At 63.1% G+C, this 13477-nt stretch carries 11 protein-coding genes; 4 read left to right on the forward strand and 7 right to left on the reverse strand.

Annotated features, from left to right (window positions below; translation table 11 throughout):
• Nucleotides 1-2: 2 nt before the first annotated feature.
• Together ppx and ACWGTO_RS27290 are read right to left on the reverse strand one after the other, a co-directional pair.
• Nucleotides 3-1535 (reverse strand): exopolyphosphatase, encoded by a 1533-nt coding sequence (gene ppx, locus ACWGTO_RS27285; RefSeq protein ID WP_454577901.1) that lies wholly within the window; start codon nucleotides 1533-1535, stop codon nucleotides 3-5.
• On the reverse strand, nucleotides 1535-3736 hold the full coding sequence (locus ACWGTO_RS27290; protein ID WP_454577902.1) for an RNA degradosome polyphosphate kinase: 2202 nt from the start codon (nucleotides 3734-3736) through the stop codon (nucleotides 1535-1537). The genes ppx and ACWGTO_RS27290 overlap by 1 nt, the downstream gene beginning before the upstream one ends.
• A gap of 237 nt (nucleotides 3737-3973) precedes the next feature.
• Between ACWGTO_RS27290 and ACWGTO_RS27295 the strand changes: the two genes are divergently transcribed.
• Nucleotides 3974-4219, forward strand: coding sequence for a zinc-finger domain-containing protein (locus ACWGTO_RS27295; RefSeq protein WP_436259442.1), 246 nt, complete (start codon nucleotides 3974-3976; stop codon nucleotides 4217-4219).
• Between the two features lie 20 nt (nucleotides 4220-4239).
• Nucleotides 4240-5475, forward strand: coding sequence for an FAD-dependent monooxygenase (locus ACWGTO_RS27300; RefSeq protein ID WP_454577903.1), 1236 nt, complete (start codon nucleotides 4240-4242; stop codon nucleotides 5473-5475).
• 28 nt (nucleotides 5476-5503) lie between these two features.
• Here the strand turns inward: ACWGTO_RS27300 and ACWGTO_RS27305 are convergent, their stop codons facing one another.
• The 5 genes from ACWGTO_RS27305 to ACWGTO_RS27325 all read right to left on the reverse strand — a co-directional run bounded on the left by ACWGTO_RS27305 (nucleotide 5504) and on the right by ACWGTO_RS27325 (nucleotide 10536).
• A complete protein-coding gene (locus ACWGTO_RS27305) occupies nucleotides 5504-6169 on the reverse strand; it encodes a TIGR02117 family protein (protein ID WP_454577904.1) in 666 nt (221 codons plus the stop codon).
• 99 nt (nucleotides 6170-6268) lie between these two features.
• The gene (locus ACWGTO_RS27310; RefSeq protein ID WP_454577905.1) at nucleotides 6269-7072 is read right to left on the reverse strand and encodes an amino acid ABC transporter ATP-binding protein; all 804 of its coding nucleotides are present in this window, start codon (nucleotides 7070-7072) and stop codon (nucleotides 6269-6271) included.
• A gap of 21 nt (nucleotides 7073-7093) precedes the next feature.
• Complete coding sequence (locus tag ACWGTO_RS27315) at nucleotides 7094-8251, reverse strand: amino acid ABC transporter permease (RefSeq protein WP_454577906.1); 1158 nt, start codon at nucleotides 8249-8251, stop codon at nucleotides 7094-7096.
• Nucleotides 8252-8256: 5 nt separating this feature from the next.
• A complete protein-coding gene (locus ACWGTO_RS27320) occupies nucleotides 8257-9444 on the reverse strand; it encodes an amino acid ABC transporter permease (RefSeq protein ID WP_454577907.1) in 1188 nt (395 codons plus the stop codon).
• A gap of 63 nt (nucleotides 9445-9507) precedes the next feature.
• Nucleotides 9508-10536, reverse strand: coding sequence for an amino acid ABC transporter substrate-binding protein (locus tag ACWGTO_RS27325; RefSeq protein WP_454577908.1), 1029 nt, complete (start codon nucleotides 10534-10536; stop codon nucleotides 9508-9510).
• A 467-nt stretch (nucleotides 10537-11003) separates the two neighbouring features.
• Here ACWGTO_RS27325 and ACWGTO_RS27330 point away from each other — a divergent pair, with 467 nt between their 5' ends.
• Together ACWGTO_RS27330 and ACWGTO_RS27335 are read left to right on the forward strand one after the other, a co-directional pair.
• Nucleotides 11004-12173: a cystathionine beta-lyase gene (locus ACWGTO_RS27330; RefSeq protein ID WP_454577909.1), complete on the forward strand. Its 1170-nt coding sequence runs from the start codon at nucleotides 11004-11006 to the stop codon at nucleotides 12171-12173.
• Nucleotides 12174-12396: 223 nt separating this feature from the next.
• The gene (locus tag ACWGTO_RS27335; protein WP_454577910.1) at nucleotides 12397-13476 is read left to right on the forward strand and encodes an HPP family protein; all 1080 of its coding nucleotides are present in this window, start codon (nucleotides 12397-12399) and stop codon (nucleotides 13474-13476) included.
• Nucleotide 13477: the final 1 nt, after the last annotated feature.

Here is a 13477-nt window from a genome sequence, read left to right on the forward strand (position 1 = left end):
GCTTACTTCACCGATACGCTGGGTCCGCCCTCGACCGCCAGCACCAGCCGGCGGTTGGTGACCCGCGCCAGTTGCGCCAGGCGCCCGGCCGGGCGCTCGCCGTAAAGATCGGAAAGTGCTGCCGGCAGCACCAGCGCCAGCGTACCGTTACCGCGGTTTTCCCATTTCAGCCGCGGCATGACCCCAGGCATTGCCGCGGTCAGCAGGTAGACGACGCGCAGCATCGCCGCCAGCACGCGGGCCCGCTCCAGATAGCGCGGCGTCGCCAGTCCGCGGATTTCCGGCGCTGCCTCGTTGAACACACCCTCGTGGCGGAACAGGCCGACCAGCGCCAGGAAGGCGCGACCGGGATGGTCTACGCCGATGAAGGAGGCGTGGGCGATGATGTTGAGCGACTGCTTGCCGCGATATTCCGGGTGCGCGCGCCAGCCGATATCGGCCAGCAGGCAGGCGGCATGGCGATAGCGTGCCTCGTCCTCGGTCTCGTCGATGCCGAAAGCGGCAAAGGCTCTGCCCGTCCATTCGACAAGCTCATGGGCATGGGTGACCGAGCGCGAGCGCAGCTGGGCCAACTCCTCCGAAGCCGAGATCAGCGGATCGGCCTTCTGCTCGGCCGCACCCAGCAGCGAATAGAGAAAGCCCTCGCGCACGCCGAGCGCCGAGACGATGATCTTCGACGGCTGCATGGCCGCCATGATTTCCTGGAGCACGATGGCGCCATAGGGCAGCAACGAGCGGCGGTTCTTGGAGACGCCCTCTATACCCCTGACCTTCTCGATCTCGGCTTTCGCGACCTGCTTGAGGAAGTTCGCCGCACTGTCGGCGCTGATTTCGTAGTGGTGCATGACACCGAGCGGATAGTTGCTCATTTCCATGTGCAGCCGGGCAAGATTTCGCCAGGTGCCGCCGACCGCATAGAAGGCCCTGCCCTGCCCGCCCTTCAAGAGCTTCGCCCGCGCCAGTTCCTCGCGCGCGATCTTTGCCGCCTGGGCAAGCGAGTTCTTCGCCATGTCCTGCAGGCGCAGGCCGCCAAGCGGCAGCGTGATGCCGTCGCCGATCGCCTCACCGTTGACGTCGATCAGTTCCAGGCTGCCGCCGCCAAGGTCGCCGGCAATGCCGTTGGCCGGGTGGAAGCCGGAAATGACGCCGAGCGCCGAATAGTGGGCTTCCTGGCGGCCGCTCAGTACCCGGATCTCGGTCTTGAGCACGTCTTCGGCGCGGTGAATGAAGTCGGGGCCGTTGACCGCCTCGCGAGCGGCGGCGGTGGCCAGCACATATATATGCTCGGCGCCGACTTGATCTGAAAGGGCGCGGAACCGCCGAAACTCCTCCATCGAGCGCGTTACCGCCTCGGGATCGAGCTTGCCGGTCGAAACGATGCCGCGGCCGAGGCCGGCCAGCATCTTTTCGTTGAACAGCGTGGTCGGCGAACGCGCCAGCCCTTCATAGATGACAAGGCGGATCGAGTTCGAGCCGATGTCGATGATGGACAGCGGTCGGCGATCCTGAAGCCGGCCCTGGGAAGTTGCAATCATCAGCCGGACGCTGCAGCGTTTTTCTTGCGGCGCTTGAACTGCGCGATGCGCTTGGGCGCATGCGACTTCAGCGCATCGCCCCGTCCGGACAGGCTAGGATTGGTCATGAAATATTCCTGCGCGTTGAACGGTTCCTCACCCTCCTCCAGCACCACGCGCCGGGAGGTTCCGTCAGCCAATACGTCGAAACTTTGCTGGTTGTCCATGATGTTGCCCAGCATGATCTGGCCAAGTATCTGTTCATGCACAGTTGGATTGGTGATCGGCACCATGGTCTCGACACGGCGGTCGAGATTGCGCGGCATCAGGTCGGCCGAGGAGATGTAGACGATCGCCTCGTCCGAGGGCAGGCCATGGCCGTTGCCGAAGCAATAGATGCGACTGTGTTCGAGGAAACGGCCGACGATCGACTTGACCCTGATGTTTTCCGACAGGCCCGGCACCTGCGGCCGCAGGCAGCAGATGCCGCGCACGACGAGGTCGACCTCGACGCCGGCGCGGCTGGCGTCATAGAGCGCGTCGATGATGTTGGGATCGACGAGCGCATTCATCTTCATCCAGATGCGCGCCGGCCGGCCAGCCAGGGCATAGGCGATCTCATCGGCAATGTGCTTCAGGATGCGGCTGCGCAGCGTAAACGGCGAGATCGCAATCCGCATCTCGTCGGTCGGCTCGGCATAGCCGGTGATGAAGTTGAACAGTTGGGCGACGTCGCGGGCAATCGTCGGATCGGTGGTGAAGAAGGACAGGTCGGTGTAGATGCGCGCGGTGACCGGATGATAGTTGCCGGTGCCCAGATGCACATAGTTGCGCAGCTTGCCGTCTTCCCTCCGCACCACCAGCGACATTTTCGCGTGCGTCTTCAGTTCGAGGAAACCGAACACGACCTGGACGCCGGCGCGCTCGAGATCGCGCGCCCAGCGGATGTTGGCTTCCTCGTCGAAGCGCGCCTTGAGCTCGACCAGGGCGGTCACCGACTTGCCGGCCTCGGCGGCATCGACCAGCGCGCGCACGATCGGGCTGTCGTTGGAGGTGCGGTAGAGCGTCTGCTTGATCGCGACCACTTCCGGATCGGCCATCGCCTGGCGCAGGAACTGCACCACCACGTCGAAGGATTCATAGGGGTGATGGACGACGATGTCCTTCTCGCGGATGGCCGCGAAACAATCGCCGCCATGTTCGCGGATGCGCTCGGGAAAGCGCGGATTGTAGGGCCTGAACTTGAGGTCGTCGCGCGGCACGGCGACGATCTCGGAAATCTGGCTGAGCGCCAGCGGGCCGGTCAAAACGCTGATGCGGCTCGAAGAGACGCCAAGCTCGCCTGCAACGAAGTCGCGCAACTCGCCGGGCATCAACTTGTCGAATTCGATGCGGATGACCGAACCGCGGCGGCGGCGCTTCAGCGCCGTCTCGAACAGGCGCACGAGGTCCTCGGACTCCTCCTCGACCTCGATATCGCTGTCCCGGATGATGCGGAAGGTGCCGGAGCCCTTGACCTCGTAGCCGGGGAACAGCTTGCCGATATAGAGGCCGACCGCCTCCTCGAGCGGAATGAAGCGGACGTGCTGCTTGCGGTCGGGCAGGCGGATGAAGCGCTTCAGTGCCACCGGCAGGCGCAGAAGCGCGCTCATCTCCTCGCCATTCTTGCGATGGCGCAACTGCAGCGCCATCGAGAAGCCGAGATTGGGAATGAACGGGAATGGATGCGCCGGGTCGATCGACAGCGGGGTCAGCACCGGGAACACCTGGTCCTGGAAATGGTCTTCCAACCAGACCTTCTCGTCCTTGGTCAATGCATCGCGGGTGATGCTCTCAATGCCTTCCTTGTTGAGCAGCAGCATCAGCGCCGACAGGCTGTTCTGCTGGTCCTCCTGCAGCCGCTCGACCTCGCGCAAAAGCTGTTCGAGCTGCTGCTCGGGCGTGCGCCCGTCGGGGCTCTTGAGCGCGATGCCTTCGCGCACCTGGCCGGCAAGGCCCGCGACGCGAACCATGAAGAATTCATCGAGATTGGCGGCCGAGATCGACAGGAAACGGACACGTTCGAGCAGCGGATGGTGCTCGTTTTGCGATTCCTCGAGAACGCGCCGGTTGAACTGCAGCCAGGAGAATTCGCGGTTGACGAAACGGTCGGGATTGCCGCCCTCGGGGCTCGCCACCTCGATGTTGATGAATTCGCTCTGCACCGGCTTCAGTTCATTCATGGTTTCCTGCCTGCAACCGTTCCTTTTGGAGCACCGCATATGCCGAGATGGCCATGGACGCTCTAACATCAATTTGTAACGCGTGATCCGTCGCGGAATCGCTCGGCTTCCGGGGTCATGCGCTTAACCGGCTCAACTTATCCTCTGCCAGCCTTTTGCGACAGTTTCATTTCATCGATCTTGCAAACAGAGCTGTTATGATCCAGATGCAGACGAGACTGCGTTAAGGAGACGATGATGGCAGGCGGTTCCATTCCCCATTTCCAGAACGATGCCGGCCATCCGGCGATCGACATCGGTGTCAGGGAATTCATGTGCACCGGCGCCAACCCACCTTTCGATCATCCACACGTGTTTCTCGACATGGGCGACGACAATGAAAAGGTCTGCCCTTATTGCTCGACGCTCTACCGCTATTCGGCGAAGCTGAAGGCGACGGAAACCCAGCCGCCCGGCTGCCTCTATATCGACCAGGCCGCCTGATCTTCCGCGGCAAAGCGCCGATGGAAGACGTCAGGTCCCGGCAGGTCATAATCGCCGGGGCTGGCGTCGCCGGGTTGACGGCTGCCCTCGCCTTCGCCGAACGCGGGTATCCGATAAAACTGTTGGAACAGGCGTCGCGGCTCGAAGCGGCCGGCGCCGGCATCCAGCTTTCGCCCAACGCAACGCGCATTCTTCGAAAACTCGGCGTGCTCGACCGGCTGCTGCCGGCGGCCTTGCGGCCGGAAGCGGTGGCGCTGAAGGACGCGGCGACGCTGCGCGAACTGGCGCGGGTGCCACTTGGGCAAGCGGCCGAAGCGCGCTGGCAGGCGCCGTATCTTGTTGCCCACCGCGCCGATCTGCAGGCGGCACTGCTGGCGCAAGTCGCAGAACAGCCTGGGGTTGAGCTCGTCACCGGCGCGCGGGTCACAGGTATCGCCGTCAACGCGCAAGATGTTGCCGTGACCGCCGAGGTGGATGGCCGCGCGATCGAGGCACGCGGCCGGCTCCTGGTCGGCGCCGATGGCGTCTGGTCATCGGTTCGGGCGCAGCTTACGAGTAAGGAACCGGCTTTCGGCAAAAGCCGCTTCTCGGGCGAACTCGCCTGGCGGGCCACAGTTGCGGCCGAGAGTGCCGCCGGAGAAGCCTTTGCCGCCATCGCCGCCGCCGACTGCGTCACCACGTTCCTGCACCCCGGCTTCCACATGGTCGCCTATCCCGTCAGCGAAGGTCGCGCCTTCAATCTCGCCGCCTTCACCAAGGGCGAGCGCATTGCGGAGAGCTGGTCGGGCCATGCCGACCCAGCTGTTCTCGACGGCGCCGCGCGCGGCACAGCGCCGGGCCTGGCGAAGCTTGTGGCGCTGGCCGGCCCCTGGACGGCGTTTCCGATCCATACCGTCGAACAAACGCGGTGGACGAGCCCGCAAGGCATCGCGCTGATCGGCGACGCCGCGCATGCGATGACGCCGTTTGCGGCACAAGGTGCGGCCATGGCGATCGAAGACGCAGCCACGCTTGCCGCCATCGTTGCCGATTTCCCTGCCGATCTGGCTGGGAGTTTACAGATCTGGGAGAACCTGCGGCGGCCCCGTGTCGCAAAGGCCGCACGTCGCGGCGCCGTCAACCGCCTGGCCTGGCATGCTGCGGGGCCGGTGGCGTTGGCGCGCAACCTGTTCCTGAAGATGCGCTCCCCGGAAAAGCTCGCGGCCGATTTGGACTGGCTCTATGGGTGGGAGCCGCAGAAAATCATCCGGCGCTAGACGTCGTCGGGATGCCTACCGTTTTCAGCTAATTGTAAAGCCGCATCGACAGGCTGAGCGACATCGGCAGCGGGTTCCACCAGCCGGTGCGAAGGCCGGCGGTGCGCAGACCCGCAGCCGTCCAGGTGTTGCAGCCGACCAGCGCGTTGAAATGGCCGTTCGCCTCGTAGAAGCGGTCAAAGCTGGAATAGGCTGCGTTCTCGATGACGATCGGACCGTTCGGCCCTTGCTGGAAATTCGCGTCGATGTAATCGAGCAGTGCCGCAAAACGCTTCTCATCAATGTCGAAGCCGGTGACATCAGGGTGCGGTTCGGCGATGGCGCCCGCGATATCGACATGCATGACCGAGGCATCCAGGGTCAGTGCTTTGAGCACCGGCACTGCTCTCAGCTCAGACCAGCTCGGCGTCTCCAGATAGAAGGCGCGGCCACCCCAGCCAAAGACGATGTAGCGCACCTCGGGAGCGTCCGCGGGGATGCCGGCATCGACCAGAAAACGAAAACGCTGGCGCACGGCATCATCGACGGGAATGGCGATGTCGGTGTGGATCGGGTTCTTCAGCACCAGAATGTGACGCGTGCCCTCACCCGCAGCGGCCGCCGGCCAGAGCGGGCGCGGCACCAAAGTGCCGAGTGTTGCGGCAAGCACGCCCGCGACAACCAGCATGGCCAGGAAACGCAGGGCTTTTCTCATGCGGCGGCTTTGCGGTCTCCCCGCGTCATCGTCCGGCCCCAGATAGCAAAAAAGCCCGGCCGCATTGCGCCCGGGCTCTTCTGGTTTGAATGAAAATGCTCAGTGCAGGATCTGTGACAAGAAGAGCTTGGTGCGCTCATGGCGCGGATGGTCGAAGAACTCGGCCGGTGTGTTCTGTTCGACGATCTGGCCCTGATCCATGAAGATCACCCGGTTGGCGACCTTGCGGGCAAAGCCCATCTCGTGGGTGACGCACAGCATGGTCATGCCTTCCTCGGCAAGGCCCACCATCGTTTCCAGCACTTCCTTGATCATTTCGGGATCAAGCGCCGAGGTCGGCTCGTCGAACAGCATGATGCGCGGGTTCATGCACAGCGAACGCGCGATCGCCACGCGCTGCTGCTGGCCGCCCGACAGCTGGCCCGGATATTTGTTGGCCTGCTCCGGGATTTTCACGCGCTTGAGGAAATGCATGGCGATTTCCTCGGCCTGCTTCTTCGGCGTCTTGCGCACCCAGATCGGCGCCAGCGTGCAGTTCTCCAGGATGGTCAGGTGGGGGAACAGGTTGAAGTGCTGGAACACCATGCCGACCTCGCGGCGCACCTCGTCGATCTTTTTGAGATCGTTGGTCAGTTCCTTGCCATCGACGATGATCTTTCCCTTCTGGTGTTCCTCCAGCCGGTTGATGCAGCGGATCATGGTCGACTTGCCGGAGCCCGAGGGGCCGCAGATGACGATGCGCTCGCCGCGCATCACCTTCAGGTTGATGTCCTTCAGCACATGGAACTCGCCATACCATTTGTGCATGCCGATGATGTCGATGGCGACATCGGTGGCCGAGATGTGCATCTTCTTGGCGTCGACCTTGATCTCTTCGGCGCTGACGGCGTTTTCTATGGCCATGGCAGGTTCCCCTTTTTGTTCTTAGCGTTTGTGGCCGGTGTCGAGCCGGCGTTCCGTGTACATCGAATAGCGCGACATGCCGAAGCAGAACAGCCAGAAGACGAAGGCTGCGAAGATCAGGCCCGACTTGGTGGTCTGCGGCGTCGCCCAGTTGGGATCGGAGAAGTTCTGCTTGACGACACCAAGCAGGTCGAACATCGAGATGATGATAACCAGGCTGGTATCCTTGAACATGCCGATGAAGGTGTTGACGATGCCGGGTATGACCAGCTTCAGCGCTTGCGGCAGCACGATCAGCACCATCTTCTGCCAGTAGCCGAGGCCGAGCGAATCCGCGCCTTCATACTGACCCTTGGGGATGGCCTGCAGGCCGCCGCGCACCACTTCAGCCATATAGGCAGCGGCAAACAACGAAACGCCGATCAACGCCCTCAGGTACTTGTCGAAGGAAACGCCCGGGGGCAGGAACAGCGGCAGCATGACGCTGGCAAAGAACAGAACAGTGATCAGCGGGATGCCGCGAACGAACTCGATGAAGATCACGCACAGCATCTTGACGATCGGCATCTTCGAGCGCCGACCGAGCGCCAGCACGATGCCCATCGGCAGCGACACGGCAATGCCGACGAAAGACAGGCTCAGCGTCACCAACAGGCCGCCCCACAGCTGCGTCTCGACATGCGGCAGACCGAACATGCCGCCGACCAGCAGCACGAAGGCAACGATCGGCAGCACCAGGAAGAGCAGGATGGCGTTCAGCCCCTTGCGCGGCACGCGCGGGATCAGCAGCGGCACCAGCAGCGCCACGAACAGGATGGCGACCAGGATCGGCCGCCAGCGCTCTTCGATCGGATAGCGGCCGAGCATGAATTGGCCGAACTTGGCGTTGACGAAGGCCCAGCAGGCGCCGGACCAGCCGTCGGGCTGAATGCCGCCTTGCGCCGCCGTGGCGCATACAGTGCGATCCGGCCCCACCCACTGGGCGCTGATGAATGCCCAGTTGATGATTGGCGGCAGGATCATCACCACCAGTGCGATACCCAGGACGGTCAGGATGACGTCGCCCACCGAGCCGACCAGGTTCTTGCGAACCCAGGCGACAGGCCCACGCACACCAGCCGGCGCTTGTTGCGCCAGCGCCATTTCGGTCCGCACCCAGGCGGTATCATGTTTCTGCATGGCCGTTACCTCTCCACCAGCGCCATTCTGGCGTTGACCACGTTCATGACTGCCGAGGTCACCAGGCTGATGACGAGATAAACCACCATCATGATCAGCACGCCCTCGACCGCCTGACCCGTCTGGTTCAGCACGGTGCCGGCTGTCGCCGTCAGGTCGGGATATCCGATGGCGATGGCCAGCGACGAGTTCTTGGTCAGGTTGAGATACTGGCTGGTCAGCGGCGGGATGACGATGCGCATGGCTTGCGGGACGACGACTAGCCGCAGGATCGATCCCGGCCGCAGCCCCAGCGCTCCTGCCGCCTCGGTCTGGCCCTTGCTGACGCCGAGAATGCCAGCGCGCACGATCTCGGCGATGAAGGCCGCCGTGTAGCAGGACAGTGCCAGATAGAGGGACAGGAACTCCGGCTTGACCTGGAAACCGCCGGTCAGGTTGAAAGTCGATTGCTTCGGGAAATCGAAGGTCAGCGGAAAACCGCTCAGCACATAGGCGAGCAAAGGCAGGCCGACGATCAGCGCCAGCGAGGTCCAGAACACGGGAAACTGCTGACCGGTCGCCATCTGTCGCTGACGTGCCGTGCGGGCGACGAACCATGCCATGGCGATGCCGACAAGCAAGGCGACCAGGATCAGCCAGGAGCCGTCGCCCCAGATGGCGCGTGGGAGATAGAAGCCGCGCTGGTTGAGAAAAGAACCGAACGGCAGGTTGATGCTTTCGCGCACCACGGGCAAGACCGCCAGCACGCCCGAATACCAGAAGAAGATCACCAGCAGCGGCGGGATGTTGCGGAAAACCTCGACATAGACCGTGCAGATCTTGCGGATCAGCCAGTTGTGGGACAAGCGGCCGATGCCGATGACGAAGCCGATGATGGTCGCGGTGATGATGCCGGCGCCGGCGACGATGAGGGTGTTGATCAGCCCGACGACAATGGCACGGCCGTAAGTGCTGTCCGAGCTATAAACGATGGCGCTTTCGGAGATGTCGAAGCCGGCGCGGCTTTTGAGGAAGCCGAAACCGGAAGCAATGTGCAGGCGCTGCAGATTCTCGATGACATTGTGGACGATCCACCAGACGCCCGCCACCAGCAGGATGACAACCACCGCCTGGAAGAAAACCCCGCGGACTTTTGGATCGTTGATGAAGGAACCTCGGCTCGGCTCCTCGCGAAGAACTTCCTGCGACGCCATTGGACTTTCCCCTGGAAAGAGAAACCGGAAGGCAGACGATCTGCCTTCCGGATCACATTTCGATCAGCGGATCGGCGGAGCGTATTGCAGGCCGCCCTTGGTCCACAGCGCATTGATGCCGCGCGCGATCTTCAGCGGGCTGCCGGTGCCGACATTGCGCTCGAACATCTCACCGTAATTGCCGACGGCCTTGACGATGTTGACGACCCAGTCATTGCTCACGCCGAGATCGGTGCCGATCTTGGTTTCGGCTTCCTGACCGAGCACGCGCTTGATCTCGGGATTGTCCGAGTTCTTCATCTCTTCGACATTGGCCTGGGTGATGCCCAGTTCCTCGGCCTGCAACAGCGCGAAGTAGGTCCACTTGACGATGTGGTACCACTGGTCGTCACCCTGGCGCACGGCCGGGCCGAGCGGCTCCTTGGAAATGATCTCGGGCAGCACGACATGATCAGCCGGCGCGCTGAGCGTCAGGCGGATACCGTAGAGGCCCGACTGGTCGGTGGTGTAGACGTCGCAGCGGCCGGCGTCATAGGCGGCGTTGACCTCGTCCAGCTTTTCGAAGACGACCGGATTGTATTCCATCTTGTTCGCCTTGAAGTAGTCGGCGAGGTTGAGCTCGGTGGTGGTGCCGCTCTGCACGCAGACCGCCGCGCCCGAAAGCTGCAGCGCCGAATTGACGCCCGGCAGTTTCTTGGCGTTGATCATGAAGCCCTGGCCGTCATAATAGGTGACGCCGACGAAGTTCAGGCCAAGCGCGGTATCGCGGTTGATGGTCCAGGTGGTGTTGCGCGACAGGATGTCGACTTCGCCCGACTGCAGCGCGGTGAAGCGCTCCTTGGCGCTGAGCGGGGTGAACTTGACCTTGGTGCCGTCACCGAAGACGGCGGCCGCGACGGCGCGGCAGAAATCCACATCGATGCCCTTCCATTCACCCTTGTCGTCAGGCGCGGCGAAGCCGGCAAGACCGGTGTTGGTGCCGCACTGGATGAAGCCTTTCGCCTTGACGTCGTCGAGCGTGCTCGCCGACGCGGCCGAAGCCATAAATCCGAGAGCGGCGGCTCCAAGGATGCCAATTGCAATGTGTCTCATAACCCACAGACCCTTTTCTGTTTTCAGGTAAACCCTGATCCTCAGGCAAATCCTGATCTTTTTCCCGTGTGAACCCGGCTCCCATCCGGTGCATTCCGGAACCCCGCGTCGTAACCGACGCCCGGCCCCTCCCATTCACGAACTGCATCGAAGGCGATTATTCCTGTGAGGTCAAGGGAAATGACCGATTCACGACAGCTTTGAAAAGCAATTGCCGCGAATGCCTGAAATGCACACAAGAGCACCAGGAAATCGGCAACCCGTGCAAACAAGTCAGTCAAAAAAGCAGCCGCACAAGTTCATGGCTTCAGGCAGATTTCGCCGTCACTTAGCTATGCTTTGTTGGAGGCGCGAACCCATGGATTGGCCCATGTAAACCCCACCGCTTGGCGGACCCACGGCTGTTGCGCAGGCTTTGCCGCCGCCTTATGGCTGATCTCCTGACATCCTTTGACAGGCGGCAAACCATGACGACAGACGGCAGCGAACTGGGCATAAACACGCGGCTTGCCCATTCCGGCAACAATCCGCACGACTATTTCGGCTTCGTCAATCCGCCGGTCGTGCATGCCTCGACCGTGCTTTACCCCAACGCGACGACGATGGCGGCGCGCAGCCAGAAATACACCTACGGCACGCGCGGTACGCCGACCACCGACGCACTGGCGCATGCGATCGACGCGCTGGAAGGCTCGGCCGGCACCATAATCGTGCCGTCGGGCCTGGCGGCGGTGACGATCCCATTGCTGGCTTTCCTGTCGGCGGGCGATCACGTCCTGATCGTCGATTCGGTCTATCACCCGACGCGCAATTTCGCCGATACGATGCTGAAGCGGCTGGGCGTCGAGGTCGAGTATTACGACCCGCATGCCGGCGCCGGCATCGCCAAGCTGATCAAGCCCAACACCAAGGTCGTGCTCACGGAATCGCCGGCCTCAAACACCTTCGAGGTGCAGGATGTGCCGGCCATCGCCAAGGCAGCGCACGCGGCCGGCGCCATCGTCATGATGGACAACACCTGGGCGACGCCGCTCTATTTCCGCCCGCTCGACCATGGCGTCGATATCTCGATCCATGCGGCGACAAAGTACCCGGCCGGCCATTCCGACGTGCTGCTGGGCACGGTGTCGGCCAATGCCGACTGCTGGAAGCAGCTTTGCGAGACGTTCTACACGATGGGCTGCTGCGCCGGCCCAGACGACGTCTACCAGGTGCTGCGCGGCCTGCGCACGATGGGTGTGCGGCTCGATCACCACCAGAAGAGCGCGCTTGCCATCGCCGCCTGGCTGGAAGGCCAGCCCGGCGTAGCGCGCGTGCTGCACCCCGCGATCCCCAGCCATCCCGACCATGCCGTGTGGAAGCGCGACTTTTCCGGCTCGAGTGGCATCTTTTCCATCGTTCTCAAGGGCGGCGGCCAGAAGCAGCAGCACGCCTTCCTCGATGCACTGAAGATCTTCGGCCTCGGCTATTCCTGGGGCGGCTATGAGAGCCTTGCCGTGCCGGTCTTCCTCGGCGACCGCATCGTCGCCAAAGGCCCCTATGACGGCCCGCTCATCCGCCTGCAGATCGGGCTCGAGGATGTCGAGGACCTCAAGGCCGATATCCTGCGGGGACTGACCGCTGCCGCAGCTGCCTGAGCGGCAGCCTGCCGCGCCGAATCCGCAAACCGGCAAGGGACTGAAAAGACTGGCCACGAGGCTTATGAGACGCTCGATGTCGCAAAGCCGCTCATTGCCTCATCGCGCGCAATGTTATTTCCCCAATACGCGCTTTTTCGGATTGGATTGACTTTCAAAGTCGACAGTCGAGCGTCATTTCAGAGCGCTTCGAGCCGAACTTTCCGCTATTCCCGAGCTTGCCATGGCCTTTCGTCTCTTTGTTCCCATTCTCGCAGGCGCGACGCTGCGCGAGCGCATCATCGCTTGTATCGGCGCGATGATCGGGATCGCGCTGACCGGCGCGATTGGCGGGCTAGTGTTGGGCAGCGGCCCGCATGTGCCGCTGCTGGTGGCCCCGATGGGCGCGTCGGCGGTGTTGCTTTTCGCGGTGCCGGCGAGCCCGCTGGCGCAGCCGTGGTCGATCATCGGCGGCAATACTCTATCCGCGCTGGTCGGCGTGATCGTCGCGCATTTCGTGCACGAGCCTGTCCTGGCCGCCGGCATCGCCGTGGCGTTGGCGATCGCCACCATGTCGTTCGCGCGCTGCCTGCATCCGCCGGGCGGGGCAGCGGCGCTGACGGCGGTGTTCGGCGGACCGGCCGTGACCAGCGCCGGCTTCCTGTTTCCCTTCGTGCCGGTGGCGCTGAACTCGATGGTGCTGGTGGCGCTCGGCTACGGGTTCCACAGGCTGTCGCGACGCAGCTACCCGCACAGGCCCACGCCTGCCGCCAACAGCCACGGAACGGCAGACCCGCCGGCCGTGCAGCGCGTGGGCTTCCGGCCCGAGGACGTCGATGCCGCACTCAGCACATTGGACGAGACCTTCGACATCGACCGTGGCGATCTCGAACGGCTGCTGCGCCAGGTCGAACTGCAGGCGATGGTACGCTCGCACCGGACGTTGCTTTGCGCCGACATCATGTCCCGCGATGTGGTGTCGGTGCCTGAACAGGCCTCGGTCGACGAAGCCCGGCAGCAACTCCTCGATCACAATATCCGTACCTTGCCGGTGATCGACGCAGAGGCGAAGCTGGTTGGCACCGTTGGCCTGCGCGAGTTGACGAAGGCCACCGACACGGTGAAGGGGGTCATGTCGAATGCCGGAACCGCCTCGCCCGACACACCGGCGATGAGCCTGCTTCCCGTGCTCACCGACGGACGCAGCCATGCCGTGGTCATCATCGACAGCGAGCGGCGCATCCTCGGCCTGATCACGCAGACCGATCTCCTGGCCGCAGCGGCACGGGTGCAGGCGGCAGACAAAGGACTGGCAGCGGCCTAGT

This window comes from Mesorhizobium sp. PL10 (genome assembly GCF_053714315.1).